Source organism: Erwinia sp. JH02 (genome assembly GCF_013074405.1).
Classification (GTDB): Bacteria; Pseudomonadota; Gammaproteobacteria; order Enterobacterales; family Enterobacteriaceae; genus Erwinia; species Erwinia rhapontici.
The window spans coordinates 301,290-324,830 of the sequence record NZ_JABANZ010000003.1; the positions used below are offsets into that span (position 1 = coordinate 301,290).

At 56.5% G+C, this 23,541-nt stretch carries 22 protein-coding genes; 17 read left to right on the forward strand and 5 right to left on the reverse strand.

Annotated elements, in window-relative coordinates; genetic code table 11:
- Positions 1-21 precede the first annotated feature (21 nt).
- From HHI26_RS10560 to mlaA, 8 genes are read left to right on the forward strand one after another with little or no spacing between them, the layout of a single operon-like run.
- On the forward strand, positions 22-765 hold the full coding sequence (locus tag HHI26_RS10560) for a heme ABC transporter permease (RefSeq protein ID WP_133842107.1): 744 nt from the start codon (positions 22-24) through the stop codon (positions 763-765).
- Positions 762-992 carry a heme exporter protein CcmD gene (gene ccmD / locus HHI26_RS10565; RefSeq protein WP_159336247.1) on the forward strand — a complete coding sequence of 77 codons (231 nt, stop codon included), beginning with the start codon at positions 762-764 and terminating at the stop codon, positions 990-992. The genes HHI26_RS10560 and ccmD overlap by 4 nt, the downstream gene beginning before the upstream one ends.
- A complete protein-coding gene (gene ccmE, locus HHI26_RS10570) occupies positions 989-1,471 on the forward strand; it encodes a cytochrome c maturation protein CcmE (protein WP_171149079.1) in 483 nt (160 codons plus the stop codon). The genes ccmD and ccmE overlap by 4 nt, the downstream gene beginning before the upstream one ends.
- Positions 1,468-3,423, forward strand: coding sequence for a heme lyase CcmF/NrfE family subunit (locus HHI26_RS10575; RefSeq protein ID WP_133841304.1), 1,956 nt, complete (start codon positions 1,468-1,470; stop codon positions 3,421-3,423). The genes ccmE and HHI26_RS10575 overlap by 4 nt, the downstream gene beginning before the upstream one ends.
- Positions 3,420-3,977 (forward strand): DsbE family thiol:disulfide interchange protein, encoded by a 558-nt coding sequence (locus tag HHI26_RS10580; RefSeq protein ID WP_133841305.1) that lies wholly within the window; start codon positions 3,420-3,422, stop codon positions 3,975-3,977. Before HHI26_RS10575 ends, HHI26_RS10580 begins: the two co-directional genes overlap by 4 nt.
- Positions 3,974-4,435 carry a cytochrome c-type biogenesis protein gene (locus HHI26_RS10585; protein WP_133841306.1) on the forward strand — a complete coding sequence of 154 codons (462 nt, stop codon included), beginning with the start codon at positions 3,974-3,976 and terminating at the stop codon, positions 4,433-4,435. Before HHI26_RS10580 ends, HHI26_RS10585 begins: the two co-directional genes overlap by 4 nt.
- On the forward strand, positions 4,432-5,637 hold the full coding sequence (ccmI, locus tag HHI26_RS10590; RefSeq protein WP_171149080.1) for a c-type cytochrome biogenesis protein CcmI: 1,206 nt from the start codon (positions 4,432-4,434) through the stop codon (positions 5,635-5,637). The genes HHI26_RS10585 and ccmI overlap by 4 nt, the downstream gene beginning before the upstream one ends.
- A 35-nt stretch (positions 5,638-5,672) precedes the next feature.
- Positions 5,673-6,434: a phospholipid-binding lipoprotein MlaA gene (mlaA, locus tag HHI26_RS10595; RefSeq protein WP_133841308.1), complete on the forward strand. Its 762-nt coding sequence runs from the start codon at positions 5,673-5,675 to the stop codon at positions 6,432-6,434.
- Positions 6,435-6,490: 56 nt separating this feature from the next.
- Here the strand turns inward: mlaA and fadL are convergent, their stop codons facing one another.
- Complete coding sequence (gene fadL / locus HHI26_RS10600; protein ID WP_133841309.1) at positions 6,491-7,828, reverse strand: long-chain fatty acid transporter FadL; 1,338 nt, start codon at positions 7,826-7,828, stop codon at positions 6,491-6,493.
- A gap of 377 nt (positions 7,829-8,205) precedes the next feature.
- On the opposite strand from fadL, the gene HHI26_RS10605 reads away from it, so the two are divergent.
- From HHI26_RS10605 to sixA, 4 genes are all read left to right on the forward strand, one after another.
- The gene (locus tag HHI26_RS10605) at positions 8,206-8,502 is read left to right on the forward strand and encodes a YfcZ/YiiS family protein (protein WP_133841310.1); all 297 of its coding nucleotides are present in this window, start codon (positions 8,206-8,208) and stop codon (positions 8,500-8,502) included.
- Positions 8,503-8,715: 213 nt separating this feature from the next.
- Positions 8,716-10,026, forward strand: a complete 1,311-nt coding sequence (gene fadI, locus HHI26_RS10610) for an acetyl-CoA C-acyltransferase FadI (RefSeq protein WP_159336250.1) — start codon at positions 8,716-8,718, stop codon at positions 10,024-10,026.
- Positions 10,026-12,179: a fatty acid oxidation complex subunit alpha FadJ gene (gene fadJ / locus HHI26_RS10615; protein ID WP_159336251.1), complete on the forward strand. Its 2,154-nt coding sequence runs from the start codon at positions 10,026-10,028 to the stop codon at positions 12,177-12,179. Before fadI ends, fadJ begins: the two co-directional genes overlap by 1 nt.
- Before the next feature lie 171 nt (positions 12,180-12,350).
- Entirely contained in the window at positions 12,351-12,833 is a 483-nt protein-coding gene (gene sixA / locus HHI26_RS10620; RefSeq protein WP_133841313.1) for a phosphohistidine phosphatase SixA, read from the forward strand.
- A gap of 88 nt (positions 12,834-12,921) precedes the next feature.
- On the opposite strand, the gene smrB is transcribed toward sixA, so the two are convergent.
- Positions 12,922-13,479 carry an endonuclease SmrB gene (gene smrB / locus HHI26_RS10625; protein ID WP_133841314.1) on the reverse strand — a complete coding sequence of 186 codons (558 nt, stop codon included), beginning with the start codon at positions 13,477-13,479 and terminating at the stop codon, positions 12,922-12,924.
- Between the two features lie 199 nt (positions 13,480-13,678).
- On the opposite strand from smrB, the gene prmB reads away from it, so the two are divergent.
- From prmB to HHI26_RS10645, 4 genes are read left to right on the forward strand one after another with little or no spacing between them, the layout of a single operon-like run.
- Positions 13,679-14,611 (forward strand): 50S ribosomal protein L3 N(5)-glutamine methyltransferase, encoded by a 933-nt coding sequence (gene prmB / locus HHI26_RS10630; RefSeq protein ID WP_133841315.1) that lies wholly within the window; start codon positions 13,679-13,681, stop codon positions 14,609-14,611.
- A 25-nt stretch (positions 14,612-14,636) separates the two neighbouring features.
- A complete protein-coding gene (aroC, locus tag HHI26_RS10635) occupies positions 14,637-15,722 on the forward strand; it encodes a chorismate synthase (RefSeq protein WP_133841316.1) in 1,086 nt (361 codons plus the stop codon).
- Positions 15,723-15,725: 3 nt separating this feature from the next.
- A complete protein-coding gene (mepA, locus tag HHI26_RS10640) occupies positions 15,726-16,553 on the forward strand; it encodes a penicillin-insensitive murein endopeptidase (protein WP_133841317.1) in 828 nt (275 codons plus the stop codon).
- Between the two features lie 13 nt (positions 16,554-16,566).
- Positions 16,567-17,364, forward strand: coding sequence for a sulfite exporter TauE/SafE family protein (locus HHI26_RS10645; RefSeq protein WP_159336253.1), 798 nt, complete (start codon positions 16,567-16,569; stop codon positions 17,362-17,364).
- A 267-nt stretch (positions 17,365-17,631) separates the two neighbouring features.
- Here HHI26_RS10645 and HHI26_RS10650 read toward each other — a convergent pair whose 3' ends face one another.
- Positions 17,632-18,804: a Gfo/Idh/MocA family oxidoreductase gene (locus tag HHI26_RS10650; protein ID WP_167863572.1), complete on the reverse strand. Its 1,173-nt coding sequence runs from the start codon at positions 18,802-18,804 to the stop codon at positions 17,632-17,634.
- Between the two features lie 9 nt (positions 18,805-18,813).
- Positions 18,814-19,707: a myo-inosose-2 dehydratase gene (gene iolE, locus HHI26_RS10655; RefSeq protein WP_159336255.1), complete on the reverse strand. Its 894-nt coding sequence runs from the start codon at positions 19,705-19,707 to the stop codon at positions 18,814-18,816.
- A 153-nt stretch (positions 19,708-19,860) separates the two neighbouring features.
- On the opposite strand from iolE, the gene HHI26_RS10660 reads away from it, so the two are divergent.
- A complete protein-coding gene (locus HHI26_RS10660) occupies positions 19,861-20,682 on the forward strand; it encodes a helix-turn-helix transcriptional regulator (RefSeq protein ID WP_159336256.1) in 822 nt (273 codons plus the stop codon).
- Here HHI26_RS10660 and HHI26_RS10665 read toward each other — a convergent pair.
- Positions 20,656-23,241 (reverse strand): EAL domain-containing protein, encoded by a 2,586-nt coding sequence (locus HHI26_RS10665; protein ID WP_241008264.1) that lies wholly within the window; start codon positions 23,239-23,241, stop codon positions 20,656-20,658. The genes HHI26_RS10660 and HHI26_RS10665 overlap by 27 nt on opposite strands.
- Positions 23,242-23,541: the final 300 nt, after the last annotated feature.

Here is a 23,541-nt window from a genome sequence, read left to right on the forward strand (position 1 = left end):
TTAATTGTGAGCAAAAACATCATGTGGAAATGGATACATCAACTGGGCAAGCCCGATCGGTTGTACCGATTATGCGGACGCCTGGTGCCGTGGTTTGCGATCCCGGGCGTGGCTGCGCTGCTGCTGGGCTGGGCGTGGGGGTTCGGTTATGCTCCGCCAGCATCTGAGCAGGGTGACGGTTTCCGCATCATCTATATCCACGTACCGATGGCCATGTGGTCGATGGGCATCTATGCCGCGATGGCGTGCGCCGCCTTTATCGGGCTGGTGTGGCAGTGGAAAACGGCTGACCTTGCCATGATGGCCATGGCCCCAATCGGTGCGGTGTTTACCTTTATTACGCTGGTTACTGGCTCCGCCTGGGGCCGACCGATGTGGGGCACTTGGTGGATGTGGGATGCCCGTCTGACGTCCGAACTGGTGCTTTTGTTCCTTTATATGGGCGCCATTGCGCTGTATCACGCCTATGATGACCGCCGCATGGCCGGGCGCGCCGCGGGGATTGTGATCCTCGTTGGTGTGATTAACCTGCCGATTATTCATTACTCCGTAAAGTGGTGGAATACCCTGCATCAGGGCTCTTCCGGGGTGCTGTTACAGGCCGTTGACCCGACTATGCGGGCACCGCTGTACTGGTCAATCCTGGGCGTGTGGCTGGTGTTTATTACCCTGACGCTGATGCGCCTGCGTAACCTGCTGCTGCATACCGAGCGCCATCGCCCGTGGGTCGCGGAGCTGGCCGTCAAGGGAGGGCATCACCGATGACACCTGCTTTCTCTTCCTGGCATGATTTCTTTGCCATGGGCCGTTACGGCTTCTATGTCTGGCTGGCCGTGAGCTGCACCCTGATCCCGCTGGTTACGCTGTTGATACATACGCTGTGGCAACGCCGCCGTCTGCTGGCTGACATCCGTCAGCGCCATGCCCGTGAGCAGCGTATTCGCGCAGCAAAAATGAAAAAAGCCGCCACCGCGGCAGGAGAACGATCGTGAATTCCCGTCGTAAAAGTCGCCTGATTCTGGTGATGTTGATATTAATCGGGCTGGGGCTGGCAACGGCGCTGGTGATGTACGCGCTGCGTTCCAATATTGACCTGTTTTACACGCCTGGCGAAGTGATCAACGGCAAAGGCGCTCAGCAGATTAAGCCGGAGCCGGGCCAGCGTCTGCGCGTGGGCGGCATGGTGATGCCGGGCAGCGTTAAACGCGATCCGAACACCTTGCAGGTCTCGTTTAAACTCTACGATGCGGTGGGCGTGATTAGCGTCAGCTATGAGGGCATTCTGCCGGATCTGTTCCGCGAAGGGCAGGGCGTGGTGGCGCAGGGCGTGTTGCAGGATGGCACCCACGTGCAGGCCAAAGAAGTGCTGGCCAAACATGATGAAAAATACACGCCACCCGAAATTGAAGATGCGATGAAGAACAATCACCGCTCCCCGGCGGCTGTCAGCGCGAGCGGAGGCCAGTCATGATGCCTGAAATCGGCAGTTTCCTGCTGTGCCTGGCGCTGGCGTTTTCGCTGCTGCTGAGTGTTTATCCGTTATGGGGGGCCGCGCGTCAGGATGCTCGTCTGATGGGGCTGGCGCGTCCGCTGACTTACGGGCTGTTTACCTGCATTGCCGGGGCCTTCTTGATCCTCGTTCATGCCTTTGTGGTGAACGATTTCAGCGTGGCTTACGTGGCGACCAACTCCAATACCTTATTGCCGGTTTACTACCGCATTGCCGCCACCTGGGGGGCGCACGAAGGCTCGCTGCTGCTGTGGGTGCTGTTGCTCAGCGGCTGGACGCTGGCGGTGGCGCTGCTCAGTCGCGCCATGCCGGCGGATGCCATTGCCCGGGTGCTGGCGGTAATGGGGATGATCAACCTCGGTTTCCTGCTGTTTATCACCCTGACCTCGAACCCGTTCACCCGCACATTGCCGGACTTTCCGATAGAGGGTAGCGATCTTAACCCTATGTTGCAGGATATCGGGCTGATCTTCCATCCGCCACTGCTGTATATGGGCTATGTCGGTTTCTCCGTCGCTTTCGCGTTTGCCATTGCCTCGCTGATGGCCGGGCGGCTGGATACCGCCTGGGCGCGCTGGTCGCGGCCCTGGACTACGGCGGCCTGGGTGTTTCTCACCATCGGGATTGTGCTTGGCTCGGCCTGGGCTTATTACGAGCTGGGCTGGGGCGGCTGGTGGTTCTGGGACCCGGTCGAAAATGCCTCCTTTATGCCGTGGCTGGCCGGGACCGCGCTGATCCACTCACTGGCCGTGACGGAAAAACGTGGCACCTTTAAAGCCTGGACGGTGCTGCTGGCAATCACCGCCTTCTCCCTCAGTCTGCTGGGCACCTTCCTGGTGCGCTCCGGGGTGCTGGTATCGGTCCACTCGTTTGCCTCCGATCCGGCGCGCGGCATGTTTATCCTCGCGTTCCTGATTATCGTCATTGGCGGTTCGCTGCTGCTGTATGCCATCAAAGGCGGTAAGGTACGCAGCCGGGTGCAGAATGAGGCCTGGTCGCGCGAATCCTTCCTGCTGGGGAACAATGTGCTGCTGATTGCCGCGATGCTGGTGGTGCTGCTGGGTACGCTGCTGCCGCTGATACATAAACAGCTCGGGCTGGGCACCATCTCCATCGGTGAACCTTTCTTTAATACGCTGTTTACCTGGCTGATGGCTCCGCTGGCGTTGCTGATGGGCATCGGCCCGCTGGTGCGCTGGCGTCGTGATGAGCCACAGAAACTGTGGAAGCGTCTGGGGCTGGCGCTGGTCGTCACGCTGCTGCTGTCGATTGTTCTGCCGTGGCTGATGCACGATCGCATTGAGGCGATGACGGTGGTCGGCCTGCTGATGGCGGTGTGGGTGATTATCCTGACGCTGATGGAACTGCATGAGCGCGCCACGCATCGCCATGATTTCTTCGCTGGCCTGCGTCATCTGTCGCGCAGTCACTGGGGCATGGTGCTCGGCCATCTGGGTGTTGCCGTGACGGTGATCGGCATCGCCTTCAGCCAGAACTACAGCGTGGAACGTGATGTGCGGATGAAAGAGGGCGATAGCGTGAGCGTTGCCGGGTATCAGTTCACACTGCGCGGTGTGGTGCGTCTGGTCGGGCCGAACTATTCCGGTAGTACAGGTGTGATTGACGTCACCCGCAACGGGAAACATGAAGCGACCTTGCAGGCGGAAAAACGTTTTTACAGTGCGGCACGCACCATGATGACCGAAGCGGCCATCGACGGCGGCTTCACGCGCGATCTCTATGCGGCGCTGGGCGAAGAGCTGGAGGGTAAATCCTGGGCTGTACGCCTCTATTACAAACCTTTTGTCCGCTGGATCTGGTTTGGTGGTGTCTTTATGGCGCTCGGTGGGGTGCTGTGCCTGCTGGACCCGCGCTACCGTTCGCGTCGTAAAGCACAAAAGGAGCTGGCATGAACAAGAAAATTCTTTATCTCCCTCTGGTGCTGTTTTTGCTGCTGGCGGCGGCGCTGCTGTGGCAGTTGAGCCGAAACGCCAACGGCGATGACCCGACGCGGCTGGAATCGGCGATGGTCGGTAAGCCGGTCCCGGTCTTCAAACTGGAGTCACTGGACCAGCCGGGTAAAACCTTCGATCAGTCGGTGCTGAATGACGGCAAGCCGATCCTGCTGAATGTCTGGGCCACCTGGTGCCCGACCTGCCGGGCGGAACATCAGTATCTGAATACGCTGGCTGCAAAAGGCGTTCGCGTTGTGGGGATGAACTATAAAGACGATCGTCAGAAAGCGATCACCTGGCTTAATACGCTCGGCAACCCTTATGCCCTGAGCCTGTACGACGGTGACGGAATGCTCGGGCTGGATCTGGGTGTGTACGGTGCGCCGGAGACGTTTCTGATCGATGGCCACGGTATTATCCGCTATCGCCACGCCGGTGATATGAACGACCGCGTATGGAACGAGGAAGTGAAACCCCTGTGGGAAAAATACAGCCAGGAGGCCGGATCGTGAAAGCTTATCTGATGCTGCTGGCGCTGGTGCTGTTCAGCGCGGGTGTGCAGGCTGACAACATCGACACCTACTCTTTTGCCACCGTGGATCAGGAGCAGCAATATCGCCAGCTTACGGCCTCGCTGCGCTGCCCGAAGTGCCAGAACAACAGTATTGCCGACTCCAATGCCATGATTGCCGGTGATATGCGGCTGAAGGTTTACCAGCTGTTGCAGGCAGGGCAAACGCCGGAGCAGGTGAAAGCGTATATGGTGGCGCGCTACGGCAATTTTGTTTCTTATCAACCGCCGGTGACGCCGTCGACGCTGATCCTCTGGGCGGGTCCGGCGCTGTTTGTGATTATCGGCACGCTGGTGATTATTCTGCGCAGCCGCAGGCGTGCTGAGCACGTCGCGCTGGATGCGGAACAGCAGCAGCGGCTTGATACCCTGTTAAACCATGACGAGAAGCAGCCATGAGCACACTGTTCTTAACCATCCTGTTGCTGCTGGTCGCCGCCTGTGCGCTATTTTTACTGGCAGGTGTACGCAACAAGCGGGGAAGCACCGCCGATCGCGATCGGCTTAATCAGGCTTTCTATCATCAGCGCCTGCGTGAGCTGGAAGAGGATGAAGGGCAGGGTGTGGTGGCAGAACGTCCCGAGATGGTGCGCGAGTTGCAGGAAACGCTGCTACTGGATATTCCCCAGACCCCTTCTCAAACATCCCGTCAGGTCAGCCGTTGGGCACTGCTGCCGGGCGTGGTGATCCTGCTGCTGGTGAGTCTCGGCTTCTACGTTAAAACCGGAGGGCTGCAACAGGTCCTGGCCTGGCAGCAGGTGAAAAACGAGCTGCCTGCGCTGCGTGCACAGGTGATGGATCCGCAGGCGCGGCCGCTGAGTATGGAACAGCTGGCACGTCTGGCTCTGGGGGTTCGCAGCGAGTTGCAGCGCACGCCGGATGATGTTGAAAACTGGAAGATGCTCGGCCGGCTGGGTATGGTGCTTAACAATGCCAGCATGGCCAGCCAGGCTTTTCGTCATGCCTTGCAGCTGGCACCGACCGACATTGATGTTCGCCTGAGCTATGCTGAAGTACAGACCCGCTCGAACGATCCGCAGGATAATCGTGAGGCGCTCATGATGCTGGAAGCCATGGCCGTGCAGTATCCTACAAATGAGCAGCTGCTGGGGCTGTTAGCCTTTAACGCGTACAACCAGCAAGACTATGCGCAGGCGGTCACGACCTGGCAGAAAATGCTGTCGTTGTTACCGGAAAATGACGGACGCCGGGTGATGATCCAGCGCAGTATCCAGCAGGCAGACAGCGCTTCCGGCAAAGAAAAAAGCCACCTGGCGTTAACCATCAGTTTGTCACCTGAGGCAGAAAAAATGTTACCCGCGAACGGAGTGTTGTATATTTCCGTGTCTGACGGCGTTTCTCAGGTTCCTGTAGCCGTGAAAAAGAGTCCGTTGAGCCATTTTCCTTTATCGATCACGCTGGATGACAGCAATGCTATGATGCCGGATCGGTTGTTATCCTCGCAGCATCAGGTGCAGGTTCGCGTGCGAATATCGCGCGATGGCAGCGCTTACCGTTCACCTGGTGACTGGTTCGGGCTGACTGAAGTACTGCCTTTTGCCGGTCAGCAGCAGATTGCCGTGGAAATTAACCGGCAGTAGTGGACGATAATTTATAACAGTACAGGGAGAAAACGATGAACTATCGCCTGACGGGCTTAGTGCTGGCTAGCGTACTGATGGTGGGATGTGCCACTTCTGAGACGGCGAATGAGCCGCAGGGCCATGCCGACCCTCTGGAAAGCTTCAACCGTTCTATGTTCGACTTTAACTACAATGTGCTGGATCCGTATGTTCTGCGCCCGGTTGCGGTGGTCTGGCGTGATTATCTGCCGCAGCCTGCACGTAACGGGCTGGGCAACTTTTTCAGTAACCTGAACGAACCTTCCTCAATGGTGAACTATTTCATTGAGGGCAACCCGTATAAGGCGATGGTGCACTTCAACCGTTTCTTCCTGAATACGCTGTTGGGTATGGGCGGTCTGATTGATGTGGCCTCCATGGCTAACCCGAAACTGGCGAAAGAAGAGACCCGTGCTTTCGGTAGTACGCTGGGGCATTACGGCGTGGGATACGGCACGTATGTCGAAGTCCCTGGCTACGGGGGTTTTACGCCGCGTGAAGATATTGGCGGGCTGGTCGATGATGTTTATCCGCCGCTGCTCTGGCTGACCTGGTGGATGTCTGCGGGTAAATGGGCACTGGAAGGGATTGAAACCCGTGCACAGTTGCTCGACTCCGATGCTATTTTGAGAAATTCTAACGATCCTTACGCATTTATGCGTGCGGCTTATTTCCAGCATCATGATTTCCTTGCCAGCGATGGAAAATTAATTCCGCAGGAAAATCCAAACGCCGCCGCAATTAAGGGTGATTTGGGCGATATTGATTCGCAGTAAATAATAAAAACCCCACGGAAGTGGGGTTTTTTATTCGCGTTGATAAAGCGCAGTGATCAGAACTTATAGTTAAAGCTCGCACCGTACAACCAGGCTTTACCGCTGGAAGTAAAGGTATAAGGTGTCGCCTGGCCACCATTTTGGGCGGTGGCAACCGGATCATTCCCTTCTTTAACCGTGACTTTTTGTCCGTGCATATAAGAAATACCGACATCCACTGACGCATCTTTATTAAAGGCGTAAGAGGTACCCGCGCTCAGCCATAAACGGTCCTGGTCAGGAATAGAGATGGAACGCTTATCCGAAGGAACCGGGCTGTCATCGAAGGCAATACCGGTGCGGAAGGTCCAGTTATCATCGTAGAAGTAACTGGTACCCAGCGCGATGCGGTAGGCATCGTGGAAGCTTTCATCTTTAACGAACAGGTCCTGACCATTGCTGCCGGTCGCTCTCAGCTCCTGGAACTGGCTCCAGCTGGTATACGCCAGGCTGTAGTGAACGGCCCACTGTGGTGCAACTTTGTGGTATCCGGAGACTTCCCACATTTCAGGCAGGTGCAGTGACAGGGAGCCTGAAACCGTATTACCACCAGTACCGGACGGCAGACCAAATTGACCGCCGATCGGGTTGTAGGCCACCGGAATATCACTGCTGTAGTCACCGTCAAAGTCGATTTTCACTTCTGAACGGTAGCTCAGGCCAAAGCGGTTCTTATCATCCACTTCATAAAGAATACCGGCGTTCCAGCCGTAGCCCCATTCATCGCCTTTCAGATGAGCAATCTGGGTATCAGCCGGTGCGGCAGGTAAACCTGCGGCGGGCAGGAAAGCGCCCAGCTCACCAATATTACGTTCGATTTTCGCTTTCGCATAAACGGCATTGACGCCGACACCCATGCTGAAGTGCTGGTTAAGACGATAGGCGGTGCTGAGGTTAAGGTTCATGGTTAACAGATCGGTGGTGCCCGCAAAAGGACCACCGGCATATCCATCGTTAAACTCGGTGGCGAGACCATAATTACTGGTTGCTGAGGCGCCAATCCACCACTGATCGTTCAGCGGCTGGACGTAGTGAATATTTGGTACCCACTGCGTCGGTGCAATATTATCGGCATTCAGACTATTACCTGCACCAGACTGTCCCTGAATATTCACATCGGGATCGATAAATACCGCGCCAATGGAAAACATAGGGCGATCCATTAATGCCATTGTGGCCGGGTTACGACTGGCCGATGCTGCGGTATCACCCATTGCGCCTTCGCCGGAATAAGCGCGGCCAAGACCAATGGTGGAAAATTCGTTCAGTTGAAAGCCAGCCGATAAAGCATTTGAAGAAACAAGCGCCACTGCTGCTGCGAGTGCAGACTTAGCAAACAGGTTTTTATGGTTCATAACCACAACCTCATTATCTGATTTTTATTTAAGCTCTGTTACGTAACGTAACAAGGGATCGCGGATTCTAGGGACTGACAGACAACCAACAAATCAGACCAGTGGGCCAAGTATAGGTCCGACCTGTGTCTATGTTGCAATATTGTTTTTCAAATATTTCTAAAATGATGCTGAAAAAGCGATCTGGCTTGCAAAAAACTTACAATCAATTTTTTGATGATTTAGTGTGACTTGTTTCGGATCAAATAATAGTGTGATTTTCATCACTTAACGCGCTCTTTTCCCCGGATGGCTGGAGCGAAAACAGGCGCAGGCGTAGACTTATACTTATCTAAATTAACCTGCCGCCAGATACCGGGTGGTATGCCGGAGGATGTATGACTGAAGCTATTAACCGCTGTAACGCCAGTGAAACCGCTGCGTGTTGCTGTGTCGATGTTGGGACAGTAATGGATAACACGGACTGTACCGCCAGCTACAGCCAGGAATTTGAACGTCGTGAACAGGCTGAAGCGATGCTGCGTACGCTGACGGATAAAGCGCGTGCCGTTGAGTCAGAACCTTGCCTGATCGAAAGCCGCTTCAGCGAAACCCCGGCCGGTGTCACGCTGGACTGTGAGTTTACTTTTAGCTGCCAGGCGGAAACGATGATTTTCCAGCTGGGCCTGCGCTAATCTCCCGGTGGAGGGTGCCCGCCCTCCACCAGAATCGTGTGTGTTCTCGCATTTTTTCCCTTCTGCCGTAGCGCCCGTCATTAATCTGGTTAACACTGATCAGGTCAGACCTCTTGGCAATGATGCCGTCTATCTAAGATATGCTCCCGACCTCGCGTATTGCCGCCCATGCACCGGCAACACGACGCAACAGGGAGCAGAAAGGTGAGAATAATGAGTAAAGCTATACCTTTGCTGACACGTCAGGGTGACCGTATCGCAATCACCCACGGATTGCGTACGCCATTTGTCCGCCAGGCCACCGCGTTTCACGGTATTCCGGCGCTGGAACTGGGGCGCATGGTGATCAGTGAACTGCTGGCGCGCAGCGAGATCCCCGCTGACGCCATTGAACAGCTGGTGTTCGGCCAGGTGGTGCAGATGCCGGAAGCCCCCAATATTGCCCGTGAAATTGTGCTGGCCAGCGGCCTGAGTGTGCATACCGATGCCTACAGCGTCAGCCGCGCCTGCGCCACCAGCTTTCAGGCGGTGGCGAATGTGGCCGAGAGCCTGCTGGCAGGGACGATTCAGGCCGGTATTGCCGGTGGCGCGGACTCTTCCTCAGTGCTGCCGATTGGCGTCAGTAAAACGCTGGCGCGGGTGCTGGTCGACCTCAGCAAAGCGCGTACGTTGCCGCAAAAACTTACACTCCTTAGCCAGCTGCGTCCGCGCGATTTACTGCCGGTGCCTCCGGCGGTGGCCGAATATTCCACCGGGCTGCGCATGGGCGATACCGCCGAACAGATGGCGAAAGATCATGGCATTACCCGCGAGCAGCAGGATGCACTGGCGCACCGCTCCCATCTTCATGCGGCGCGTGCCTGGCAACAGGGGCTGTTAAATGACGAGGTGATGACGGCTTATGCTCCCCCGTGGAAGCAGCCCGTTCAGCAGGATAACAATGTGCGCAGCGAATCCCGTCCTGAAGACTATGCCCGCCTGCGCCCGGCATTTGACCGAAAACACGGTACGGTCACGGCAGCAAACAGCACGCCACTCACCGACGGGGCTGCTGCGGTGGTTCTGATGACCGAGTCCCGCGCGCGCGAGCTGGGCATGGTGCCGCTGGGCTACCTGCGCAGCTATGCGTTTACCGCCATTGATGTGCGCCAGGATATGCTGCTGGGGCCTTCCTATGCTTCACCGCTGGCGCTGGATCGTGCGGGGATCACGCTGGCCGACCTTTCTCTGATTGATATGCATGAAGCGTTTGCGGCGCAGACGCTGGCTAACCTGAAGATGTTTGCGGATGAACGTTTTGCCCGCGAGGTGCTGAACCGTCCCCATGCGCTGGGCGAGGTGAATCAGGAGCAGTTCAACGTGCTGGGTGGCTCTATCGCTTATGGTCATCCGTTCGCCGCGACCGGGGCACGGATGATCACGCAGACGCTACATGAGCTGCGTCGGCGCGGTGGCGGGCTGGGGCTGGTGACCGCCTGCGCCGCCGGGGGTTTGGGTGCCGCAATGGTTTTGGAGGCGGAATAATGGAACAGAAAACGGCTTTTACGCTCAGCATGCGCCTGGATAACGTCGGCGTGATCACTATCGATGTGCCTGATGAGAAGATGAACACGCTGAAGGAGGCCTTTGCCGGGCAAATTCGCGATGTCCTCAGACAGGCACGGTCCAATCCGCACCTTGCCGGGCTGGTGCTGATCTCCGGCAAGCCGGACTCTTTTATTGCCGGGGCCGATATCAGCATGATCGCGGCCTGCGACACGGCAGAGCAGGCCAGCGCGCTGGCACACGCCGGGCAGACCGTGATGGCGGAGATCGCTGCGCTGCCGGTGCCGGTCGTGGCCGCCATCCACGGTGCCTGCCTCGGGGGCGGCCTGGAGCTGGCACTGGCCTGCCATCATCGCGTCTGTTCGCTGGATGATAAAACCCGGCTCGGCCTGCCGGAAGTCCAGCTGGGGCTGTTGCCGGGCTCCGGGGGAACGCAGCGGCTGCCGCGTCTGATTGGCGCTTCGACCGCGCTGGATATGATCCTGACAGGCAAAACCCTGCGTGCGCGTGCGGCCCTGAAATGCGGGCTGGTGGATGACGCGGTGGCAGCGAGTATATTACTGGAGACAGCGGTGAAGCTGGCACTGAAAGCGCGCAGCGCCAGAAAGCCGTTACCGCTGCGCGAACGGCTGTTAACCGGCCCGGCGGGCAGGGCGATACTGTTCGCGCTGGCAAAACGCCAGACGCAGGCGAAAACGCACGGGAATTACCCGGCGACAGACAAAATACTCAGCGTGGTGCGCTGCGGGCTGGAACAGGGCAGCGGTAGCGGTTATGCCGCCGAGGCGCAGGCATTTGGTGAACTGGCGATGACGCCGCAGTCCGCCGCTTTGCGCAGCCTGTTTTTCGCCACTACCGCCCTGAAAAAAGATCCGGGTGCCCAGGCTGCGCCGCGTGAGTTGAAGCGTATTGGTGTGCTGGGCGGTGGCCTGATGGGGGGAGGTATCGCCTGCATCACGGCTACCCGCGCCGGGCTGCCCGTGCGCATTAAAGATGTGAACCCGGAAGGCATTAACCGGGCGCTGAAAACCAGCTGGCAGGTGCTGACTCAGCAGGTCAACCGCCGCCGCCTGAGTGTGGCAGAGCGTCAGCAACAGATGGCATTGATCAGCGGTGGCACTGACTATCAGGGCTTCCGCCAGCGTGATATGGTCATTGAAGCCGTCTTTGAAGATCTGGCGCTGAAGCAAAAAATGGTGGCTGAGGTTGAGGCGCACTGTTCGCCAGACACGCTGTTTGCTTCTAATACGTCATCGCTGCCGATTGCGGATATTGCCTCTGGTGCGCAGCGGCCAGAGAATGTCATCGGTTTGCATTACTTCAGTCCGCCGGAAAAAATGCCGTTGGTGGAGGTGATCCCCCATGCCGGAACGGCGGCGGTCACCGTGGCCACGGCGGTGGCGCTGGCGAAGAAACAGGGTAAAACACCGATTGTGGTGGCCGATCGGGCCGGGTTCTACGTTAACCGCATTCTCGCCCCCTATATGATTGAAGCGATGCACTGTCTGCTGGAAGGGGAGCCGATTGAGTCTATTGACCACGCGCTGGTGCAGTTCGGTTTCCCGGTGGGGCCGGTGCAGTTACTGGATGAAGTCGGGATTGATGTCGGCACGCATATTATGCCAATCCTGCAACAGGCATGGGGCGAGCGTTTTGCATTACCGGCCGCGCTGGATGCGGTGCTGAAGGACGATCGCAAGGGACGGAAGAACGGACGTGGTTTCTACCTTTATCCGCAGAAAGGGCGGAAAAAGCAGCCGGACAGCGCGATTTATCGCTTGCTGAATATCAGTGCAAAACACCATCTCAGCGCACAGAATATCGCTCAGCGCTGTGTGATGATGCTGCTGAATGAGGCGGCGCGTACGCTGGACGAAGAGGTGGTTTCCTGCGCGCGTGACGGCGATATCGGCGCTGTTTTTGGCATCGGCTTCCCGCCGTTTCTCGGGGGTCCCTTCCACTATATGGACCAGTTAGGCATCGGTGAAGTGGTAAACAGTTTAGAGCAACTTATGCAGCGTCACGGGCCGCGTTTTGCCCCTTGTGAACGTTTGAAAAAAATGGCTGACGCCGAGGAAACCTTCTATAAACCGGAAGTTAAGCTGAATAGTTGCACTGATTCAGTGGGATAGTCTGGTGGGGTTAGCGAATGATGTTGGCGGGTTAATCTGCACGTCGCTCACTAAGTAAACAATCGGTTGACTATACTCAAGGCATTGGGGTACAACACAGCGTTCATTCTCTGGATGAAGAGTCGGACGGCGTTGTCCCCCGGCGTTTTTGTTTAACAACAGCGGTGCTATATGCAAGTTTTCATTATGCGTCACGGCGATGCAGCATTAGATGCAGCAAGTGATTCAGTCAGACCTTTGACCCATTGCGGCTGTGATGAGACTCGCCAGATGGCGACCTGGCTTAACGGCCAGTCAGTGGATATTGAGCGCGTACTGGTCAGTCCTTATCTGCGTGCGCAGCAAACACTGAATCAGGTACGTGAAGTGTTGCCCTTGCCGGAAGGCGAAGATGTGCTGCCGGAGCTGACTCCGGGCGGCGATCCTGGCCTGGTGGCCTGCTACCTGCAGGTACTGGCAAACGAAGGCGTCAAATCGGCGCTGGTGATCTCTCACCTGCCGCTGGTGGGCTATCTGGTGGCTGAGTTATGCCCGCAGGAAGCGCCACCGATGTTTGCCACCTCGGCGATTGCCTGCGTTGACTTCGATGCGGAGAATGCGGCTGGCAAGCTGGAATGGCAGGTATCCCCTGCCAAGTTAGCGAAAGCGATGTGATGCCTGCCCCAGGGGCCGATCTTTATTCCGGTCGGCCCGACCCCTGATCTCCATCGTGACACCTCCGTAGCGAAATACAGGCTCCGCGCTACGGCAGCATCAATTCCGGCGGCATCCACTCTTCAATCTCAATCAACACTAGCAGGGCAGCATCTCCGCCAAACAACTTCGGCGCCTGATGAAAGGCCATCACCATGGGGTGCTGGGCCAGCCACAGCGGTGTCTGCTGTTTGAGAACATGCTTGCCGTGGCCGTGCATTACGCTGGCACAGAAGATATGTTCGCGGCGACAGGCGGCAATCAGTGCACCCAGCTCCTCTTTGGCCTGCTTCTGGGTTAATCCGTGCAGGTCGAGAAATATCTCCGGGCTGTAATCCCCGCGTCGCAGCTTTTTCAACTCATAGTGGTCTACGTCGCTACGAACGTAACGCACCGCGCCTTCCGTCGCCAGCAGCGGCTGGAACTCATCGGAAAAATAGTGGCTGTTATCCATCTGCTCGGAGAGCAGGCGTTTCTGCGGGACTTCGCTTATCTTTTTGCGCGGTGGCTTATGGACAATCGTGTCCTGGGTCAGCTTGCGTGTGCCGGTCATCAGCCCGCGAAACAGCGCCCGATCGTCCGCATTCAGATTCTCTTTTTTACTCATCTCAGGGGATCGCTATGCTGTCAGTTAGGGTTTACTGCCCCTTTAAAGGGTCATTTCATCCACAATTTGGGGTCAGTCTACCTTTTCCTCGCCCATCGCTGAAACAAATCTCAGCTTTTTCACCCCCTCGCGCTGAATTATCTCAAGCTTCGTGGCAAACTAGCGCCCGGGTTTAACAGAACGGCCTGCGGAGGGCACTTTGGACAAAATTTTCGTCGATGAAGCAGTCAATGAACTGCACACTATTCAGGACATGTTGCGCTGGTCGGTCAGCCGCTTTTCTGCTGCTGATATCTGGTATGGCCACGGCACCGACAATCCCTGGGACGAAGCTGTTCAGCTGGTGCTCCCGACGCTTTATCTGCCGCTGGATATTCCTGAAGATATGCGCACCGCGCGTCTGACCTCGAGCGAGCGTCACCGCATTGTTGAGCGTGTGATCCGCCGTATTAACGAACGCATTCCGGTGGCTTACCTCACCAATAAAGCCTGGTTCTGCGGCCATGAGTTTTATGTTGATGAGCGCGTGCTGGTCCCGCGTTCGCCGATCGGTGAGCTGATTAACAGCCACTTTGACGGCATCATCAGCCATGAACCCCAGCATATTCTGGACATGTGCACCGGCAGCGGCTGTATCGCAATCGCCTGTGCCTATGCCTTCCCGGACGCTGAAGTGGATGCCGTGGATATCTCCACCGATGCGCTGGCGGTTACCGAGCAGAACATTGGCGCACACGGTTTAGATCACCACGTTACGCCAATTCGTGCCGACCTGTTCCGCGAACTGCCTAAGACGCAGTACGACCTGATTGTCACCAACCCGCCGTATGTTGATGCGGATGATATGGACGACCTGCCAAACGAATACCGCCATGAGCCGGAACTCGGTCTGGCAGCAGGCAGCGATGGTCTGAAACTGGTCCGTCGTATTCTCGCCTGCGCACCGGACTACCTCAGTGAGCAGGGCGTGCTGATTTGTGAAGTGGGTAACAGCATGGTGCATATGATTGACCAGTACCCGGATGTGCCTTTCACCTGGCTGGAATTCGATAACGGTGGCGACGGCGTGTTCATGCTGACGAAACAACAGATTATCGATGCACAACATCATTTTAAAATCTATAAAGACTGATTCACCATTTTAGCGAGGAGCCAGCATGGCGGGTAATACCATTGGACAAGTATTTCGGGTCACGACGTTTGGCGAATCACACGGCATCGCCCTCGGTTGTATCGTGGATGGCGTGCCTCCGGGCATCCCACTGACCGAAGCCGATTTGCAGCACGATCTCGATCGCCGCCGCCCTGGCACTTCGCGCTATACCACCCAACGCCGTGAGCCGGACCAGGTGAAAATTTTGTCCGGCGTGTTTGAAGGCAAAACCACCGGAACCAGTATTGGTCTGCTGATTGAAAACACCGATCAGCGCTCGCAGGACTACGGCGCGATCAAAGATCTCTACCGTCCCGGTCATGCGGATTACACCTACGACCAGAAATACGGTTTTCGCGACTATCGCGGCGGTGGCCGCTCATCGGCGCGTGAAACGGCGATGCGCGTTGCGGCCGGGGCCATTGCGAAAAAATACCTTGAGATGAAACACGGCATTATCGTGCGCGGTTATCTGGCGCAGATTGGTGATGTGGCCTGCGAGCTGAAAGACTGGGACCAGGTAGAACAGAATCCCTTCTTCTGCCCGGACCCTGATAAAATTGAAGCGCTGGACGAACTGATGCGTGCTCTGAAGAAAGAGGGCGATTCCATTGGTGCCAAAGTGACCGTGATGGCGGAAAACGTCCCGGCAGGTCTGGGCGAGCCGGTCTTTGACCGTCTGGATGCTGACCTGGCACATGCGCTGATGAGCATCAATGCGGTAAAAGGCATTGAGATTGGCGACGGCTTTGCCGTGGTCAGCCAGCGCGGTAGCGAACACCGTGATGAGATCCGTGCTAATGGCTTCCAGAGCAACCATGCTGGCGGCATTCTGGGCGGCATCAGCAGCGGTCAGAGCATTATGGCTCATCTGGCGATGAAGCCGACCTCAAGCATTACCGTACCCGGAAAAACACTGACCCGCAGCGGTGAAGAAGTTGAGATGATCACCAAAGGCCGCCACGATCCGTGCGTTGGGATCCGTGCGGTGCCGATTGCCGAAGCGATGATGGCGATTGTGCTGATGGATCACTTACTGCGTCATCGCGCGCAGAATGCTGACGTTGAAACCACTTACCCGCGCTGGTAACCCATGAAAAAGACGCTGATGGCGCTGTGTGCGCTGTTGATATCGACGGCGACCGCACAGGCCGCCACGCCGTGGCAGACAATCCACCAGCCGATTAGCGGTGCACCGCAGTCAATTGGTGCATTCTCTAACGGCTGTATTATTGGTGCACAGCCGCTGCCGCTGGAGGCATCCGGTTATCAGGTGATGCGTACCGATCAGCGTCGCTATTTTGGTCACCCGGACCTGATTGCTTTTATTCAGCGTCTCAGCACCCAGACAAATCAACTGGGGCTGGGGGAAGTGCTGGTCGGTGATATGGGCATGGCGGCAGGCGGTCGTTTCAGCAGCGGCCACGCCAGTCATCAGTCCGGGCTGGATGTGGATATCTGGTTACAGCTCCCCAAACAGCGCTGGACACAGCAAATGCTGCTGAAACCTCAGCCGCTTGATCTGGTTGCCGCCGATGGAAAAAATGTGGTGGCACGCCACTGGCAGCCAGAAATTGACAGCCTGATTAAGCTGGCGGCGAAAGATCCCGAGGTGACGCGTATTTTCGTGAATCCGGCGATTAAAAAGCAGCTTTGTGCGGATGCCGGTAGCGATCGTGAGTGGTTACGCAAGGTGCGTCCGTGGTTCCAACATCGTGCCCATATGCATGTGCGCCTGCGCTGTCCGGCGGGAAGCCTTGAGTGCCAGGATCAACCGATCCCTCCGCCGGGTGATGGCTGTGGTGCCGAACTGCAAAGCTGGTTTGCGCCAGCGAAACCGGGCAGTACACCGCCGGTGAAGCGCGAGCCCCCTCCGTTACCGCCATCCTGCCAGGCTTTGCTGGATAAACATTTACTGTAAGGCATAACGATAAATGGAATGGGTAAGTGTTGCTCCGTGGCTGTTGGGCGTGCTGTTTCTGGTGGCTTTACTGGCGGGGTTTATCGATGCGATTGCGGGCGGCGGCGGCTTACTGACGGTGCCTGCGCTGCTGGCCGCCGGGTTGTCGCCAGCCCAGGCGCTGGCGACCAATAAGCTGCAGTCGGTAGGCGGGTCGTTTTCTGCCAGCCTCTATTTTATCCGCCGCAAAGCCGTGGATTTACGCGAGCAAAAGCTGAATATTGCGCTGACCTTTTTAGGATCGATCAGCGGTGCGCTGCTGGTACAGCACGTGCAGGGCGATATTCTGCGCCAGCTGCTGCCGCTGCTGGTGATTACCATTGGTCTTTATTTCCTGCTGATGCCGAAGATTGGGGAGGAAGATCGTCAGCGTCGTCTCCATGGTCTGCCGTTTGCACTGGTGGCTGGAGGATGCGTTGGGTTTTATGACGGGTTCTTCGGCCCTGGCGCGGGTTCGTTTTATGCGCTGGCGTTCGTGACCCTGTGCGGTTACAACCTGGCGAAATCGACCGCCCATGCCAAAGTGCTGAACTTCACCTCCAACCTCGGTGGCCTGCTGCTGTTTATGATTGGCGGAAAAGTGGTGTGGCTGGTGGGGCTGGTGATGCTCGCGGGTCAGGTGTGCGGCGCACGTCTGGGTGCCAGAATGGTGCTGACCAAAGGGCAGAAGCTGATCCGCCCGATGATTGTGATTGTGTCGGCGGTGATGAGTGCGAAATTGCTGTATGACAGCCACGGCGCGGAAATCATTGCGTGGTTCCATTCGTTATAATGTGCTTTCGGGCGCGGCATGCCACGCCCCTACGAATGGCACTGCCCGCGCATGGCATGCTCTTACGAATGCCGCGCCTCATAATGTGCTTTCGGGCGCGGCATGCCACGCCCCTACGGATATCACGTCCCTACGGATGCCTCGCCTCTACGGATGCCACATCCCTACGGATGTCACTGCCCGCGCATGGCATGCTCTTACGAATGCCGCGCTTCTCCGTATGTAGCATCAGTAGGGGTCAGGCATGCCTGACCCGCTGCACAACACCTAACCTCTTCTCACATTGATCCAGCGGCGCTGCTCCATCGAATCCTCAATCGCCTGTAAGATGCGCTGATTCTCCCAGCCGAACGTAAAGTTCGGGTAGCAGTCGTCATCGCGGCAAATTCCCTGCACCAGGTCATACATTTCCAGCACTTTGACATCGAAGTAACCCAGCCCGCCGCCGCCGAAATCGAAGCCGAAGAAGGCTGAATAAGCGGGGATCTGGCTGCCCGCATACAGGGTTTTGAACCCACGATCGCGCTTATCATCGTTAAAACGGAATACCTGGAGTTCGTTAAAGCGCTCACCGTCCATATACAGCGTGCCTTCGGTGCCGGACACTTCCCAGTAGACGCCGAAAATGCGCCCGGCGGCAATACGTGAAGACTCAATCACCCCGGCAGCGCCGCTGTCGAAGCTCACCAGGCACTGCATCTGGTCATCGTTTTCCACCTCGCGACGTTGCGCATTGGCCTCGACCTTACTGGCGTAACCGCTGTCGACGCCGGGCACCGGACGGGTGTTAAGATGTGTCTGCCCGCTGGCGCACACTTCTTTGACGCCGCCCATCAGATACTGTGCCACCGACAGGGTATGGGCGCCCAGGTCGCCAAGAGAACCTGAACCAGCCAGTTCTTTCGAGCAACGCCAGGACCAGGGCAGCTCCGGGTCGTTATAGAAACCCTGGTCGAAAGTGCCGCGAAAACGCACCGGGGTGCCGATCTCGCCGCGCTCAATCAGCTGCTTCGCCAGCTGCGCCGCCGGGGTTTTGATATTGTTAAACGCCACCATGGTTTTCACCCCGGCCCGGCGTGCGGCTTCCGCCATCTCTCGTGCCTCGTATTCCGTGACGGCCAGCGGTTTCTCGCAGTAAACATGCTTCCCGGCGTTGATCGCAGCCAGTGCCATCTGATGATGCAGATGGTTGGGCGAGGTGATATCAATCACATCGATGTTCGGGTCCTGCACCATCTCCCGCCAGTCGCCAAAGGCGTGCAGCGCACCGAAGCGCTGTGCCGCCTGCTGTGCCATCGCCTGGTTCTGGTCGGCAATGGCGTACAACACCGGTGTTTTCGGTAAATCAGGGTAGAGCAGGGCAGCGCGGCGGATGGCGTCTGCATGCGCCTGCCCCATAAAACCGGAGCCGATCAGGCCAATATTCAGAGTGTCAGACATCGTATTTCCTTAGCGCGAAAAAAGAGCATTAACGTGATGGAAGGCGCGCGTCACGGTGGGCACCGGGGGCGCTTGGATCGGGTCTTGTTCTGCTTCAACGATCAGCCAGCCGCGATAGCCGCTGTGATTGACGAAATCCACCACCGGCTGATAATCGATACCGCCATCACCGGGCACGGTGAACATGCCGCCGCGTACGCCCTGGTTAAAACTTTCATCCTGCTGGTACACCTTTTCCAGGCGCGCACGACGAATATCTTTCAGGTGGATATGGCAGATACGGCTGCCGAACTGGCGGATCAGCGCGTTGAGATCGGCGCCTGCCGCCACGGCATGCCCGGTATCCAGCAGCATCCCGACATCCTCATGGGTGGCAGAGAAAAAGCGCTCGATCTCATCCTGATGCTCCACCAGCATCATCAGATGGTGGTGGTAAGCCAGCTTCAGGCCATATTCCTGATACAGTGCCGAGGCGAACTGGCTCAACCGCCGTACGTAAGCATCAAAGTCAATGGCGCTGAGTTTGGGTGAGTGGGAAATACCGATATCCAGCGGTGTCTCGCCGGGCATCCCCCCGCATTCGCCATACACCATGACGGAACAGCCCAGCGCACTCAGCAGGCGGGCATGATCGGCCACATTGTGCAGCTCCTGCTGCACGCTAATGTCGGCCAGGGTGCCGGAGAACCAGCCGGAAGCCAGTGACAGCCCGGTTTCCTGCAACAGCGGTTGCAAGGCTGCCAGCTCGCGGGGAAATTTACGGCCCAGTTCAATCCCCTGATAGCCGATGGCGGCAGCCTGCTGCATACATTGCAGGGCAGTGACATCATCCCCCAGATCTTCCAGCACATCGTTGGTCCAGGCCAGCGGACTGACGCCAAGACGCACGTTGGCATTTGCCATAGTTTTCTCCTGTCTGAAATCAAAGTTTGATCTGCGTCGCACAATCAGGCTCTGCGCACAGTTTCGGGTTGTGTTCGCCGCTATACGGCTGAAGAGTGGAGAAAAGATAGCCTGCCAGGGGCCGGGGGGTACATGACCAAAGTGGTGAAAAAAATGTCTGAAATCACACTGACGGTCCCCGTCATGGAGGGATATTTCGGTCTGTCGCGGTACGGGGCTGGGGATGTGTACGGGCCGCGTATTCAGCGCGGCATTCAGTTTATTGCGCTGCTGAGTGGCAGCGTGACGATTGAGACGGCGCAGCGTTCACTGCTGTTATTGCCCGGCACGCTGGCGTTGCTGCTGCCGGGAGAGCGTGAGTTGTTCCAGTTTGACTCACTGCTGCCCAGCGAGCATATCTGGTGCCAGCTGGATTTCGCGGCCCTCCCGGCGAACTTTAATCTCGAGCTGGCACATTTGCCTGCCACCATTGCTTTTGACCATCAGGTAGAGCAACTGATGGAGCTGGGCATCAGTTTAACCTCTCAGCCTGAAGGCGCACCGCGAGCGTTAATCTCGCTGGCAGAAACACTGCTCTATTACTACGCCTCACGCGCTATTCAGCCATCGGGAGAGGAGCGGCAAACCATGCCGAAGGGGGTACGTGAAGCCTGCCGCTTTATTGCTATGCGCTACCAGCATCCGCTGGCGCTGGAGGATATCGCAGCCCGCGCCCACTGTTCGGTAAATCATCTGATTGCGCTGTTTCGCCGTCATCTGCGCCAGACTCCGGCCCGCTATCTGCGCGATGTGCGCCTGCGCCATGCGGAACGCCTGCTGATGCGCAGCCACCTGCCCGTGGCACTGATCGCCGAGCAGTGTGGTTTTGTTTCGCCTTTTCACTTTTCACGCATCTTCAAAGAACATTACGGCCTGGCTCCGCTGGCTTTTCGCCAGCAGGCACAGGCATTAAGTGCGGGTGCGGCAGGTCGGTAGTGCAATCAGATGTTCAAGGGCCATCGGTTTGCCGATGTAATACCCCTGCAGGCTGTCACACTGCAACAGCGTTAACTGCTCCATCTGCGATTGTGTTTCAACGCCTTCGGCGGTGACATAGAGAGAATAGGCCTTGCCGAGGCCAATCATATTTTCGACGACTTGCCTGGCGCGTACCGAATCATCCATAGGGAAAATAAAGGATTTATCCAGCTTTATACCGTCAAACGGGAAGTTGCGCAGATAGCTTAACGAGGCAAAACCCGTGCCGAAATCATCGATAAGGAACTTCACGCCCAGTTCCTTAATTTGTAGCATGGTTTTCTGTGTCTTGGCCGGATCATGCAATGTGACATTTTCGGTGACTTCGATCTCCAGCAATGAGCTCTCCAGTCCTGTTTTTTCTAACACCCCTTTTATTCTGTTGTACAGGCTGCTGTCCTGGAATTCACTTGCCGAGATATTCACCGACACCGTTAACCCCGGCATAGCGTTCAGCGCATCACTGCAGGCTGTGAACAATACCCAGTCGCTGAGTGCGTTAATCAAGCCGGTTTCTTCCGCCAGCGGGATAAACTGGTCAGGCATCAGCAGTCCGTGGTGTGGGTGTTGCCATCTGACCAGCGCTTCAACCGCCATGATACACGAACAGTGGGTATCGTAACGCGGCTGGTAAACCAGACGCAGCTGGCCTGCGCGAATTCCCTCACGCAGTTCCTGTTCCATCTCGCGGCGCTGGACAATTTTTTCCCCCATATCGCGCTGGAAGAATGCCCACTGGTTACGCCCCTCATTTTTGGCTTTGTAGAGTGCGATGTCGGCATAACGCAGCAGGTCACTGGCGGTACTGGCGTCCTGAGGGGCGAGGGCAATGCCCAGGCTGACCCCGATAAAAATTTCGCCGTTGGCAATCAGGAAGGGCCGGTTAATCTCATCAATAATCTGCTGGCACAGGGTGGCAATATCGCGCTGATCCTGAACCTCCGGCAGAATAATAATAAATTCATCACCGCCATGGCGGGTCACCATGCCGGATGTTTTCAGGCAGGCGCGTAGCCTGGCAGAGACTTCATGCAGCACGCTGTCACCGGCCGCATGCCCGTAGACATCGTTAACCGGTTTAAACTTATCCAGGTCAACCATCACAATAGCCAGCTGCTGTTCAGTGCTGGGCGCTGAATTCAATTTTCCTTCGAGGAACTCTTTCATCTGCACACGATTAGGCAGGCCGGTTAACTCATCGAAGTGTGATAAATAACGCACGCGCTCCTGTGCTTTTACTTCCTGGGTGACATCGGTTGCTGTGCCACGAAACCCGGTTTTTCCGCCAGGCAGGTACACGCGTTTAACGATCATATTGCAGTAGCGTTGATGTTGTTGGGCCGAGAGATAGTGGCAATGAGGAAGCGTGATGCGGCCACCGGACTGGCACAGGTAAGTCAGTTGCGCCAGGGCATTACTGTCGTTCAGTAAAAACTCCGTTGCCGGACGGCCAATCCAGTCAGAAATGTGGTAGCCGGTAATCACCGGGAAGCGCTCGGATATCCAGGTAAACGTTAAGTTCTCATCCGCTTCCCAAATCCAGTCCGTGGTGGTTTCAGCGACATCCCTGAAACGGCATTCGCTGTTGTAGAGTGCCTTCTTGCTTTGTTCCAGCTGGAAATGACTCTCATCACTGAGACGTGCTTTACGCAGGGCATTTTTCATCAGCATCAGGGCGGTCAGCAGGGTGGTAAACATCAGCAACACCAGTGCAGGCAGAATACCTGTGACCAGGGCATTACCGGGATCATCACTCTGCCAGGTGAATGTGATCGTTCCGCCCAAGGCGGGCAGTGCCAGCATGTTACGGTCTTCAGGCTGGAGTGCGGTTTGTGTACTGAATATTTGTGCGCCCTGGATACCGTATTCCAGCGCCATATGACTCAGCTTCTCCGGGGTGAGCCTGTCGGCGAAGATAAGAATTGAATGCGGGCCGTTTTCCGTATCTGCACTGGCCGCCCCATCGGGGGTGATCCAAGCGGCGCTGACGATGGTGACTCGCCCCTGCGAGACCACCAGCATCGAGATGGCATTCCCCCCTGACACATTCAGCCGTTGCTGAAGCTGGGGCAGAGGATCGATGCCCAGCCATGTTGCAACGCTCTGTAGCTTCAGCTGTCCTTCGAGCACGCTGTAACCTGTTTTTCCCTGCGGAGAGACAACGAAAATGCCCTCATAATGAAAACGTTGATACAGGGACTCCCCAAGGTTTTGATTGTCCCAGGCCCATTCGGTGTTTATCGTCAAATGCAGATTTTTCCAGGCTTCGCCCCAGTCGGCATTGTCCATCGTATGCGCATGCATAATATCCTGACGGTTTTCGATTGCTTTACCCATCAGTAACTGAAGGTGCTTGTCTTCATGGGTATTCTGTTGAGCGGCGATGTAAAACAGCGCAACGATAGCGCAAAGAAAAAGTCCTCCCAGTAATACCAGCATACCGACCAGGGGCTGCCTGATCAGTCCACGGGTATTTCCGTTGATCATCATTGTTGTTTTATTTGATTTTTGCTTCATTCACACTCGCCTGAAAGGGTATGAGGTTGTCAACAGGATTTCAGGACGTCCATGTCACGGGCTAAGATTATTTCACTGATTTCAGCGGGATAAGCGTGGCAGCCAGAGAATATTTAAAGGTGGAAAGCGTTATCTCATCAGCATGTTCAATGAGATGTTTTGAGATTGCGCATAGTTAAAGTAAAACGTTTATTTTTCCATAAAATAAGATGGCGCAATAAAACGATCGCGCCTGTGCCAACGGTTATCGGAGCGTTAAGCCGAAACTTTATGCGTCATGTTGGCGAGTGGTGGTAAGAC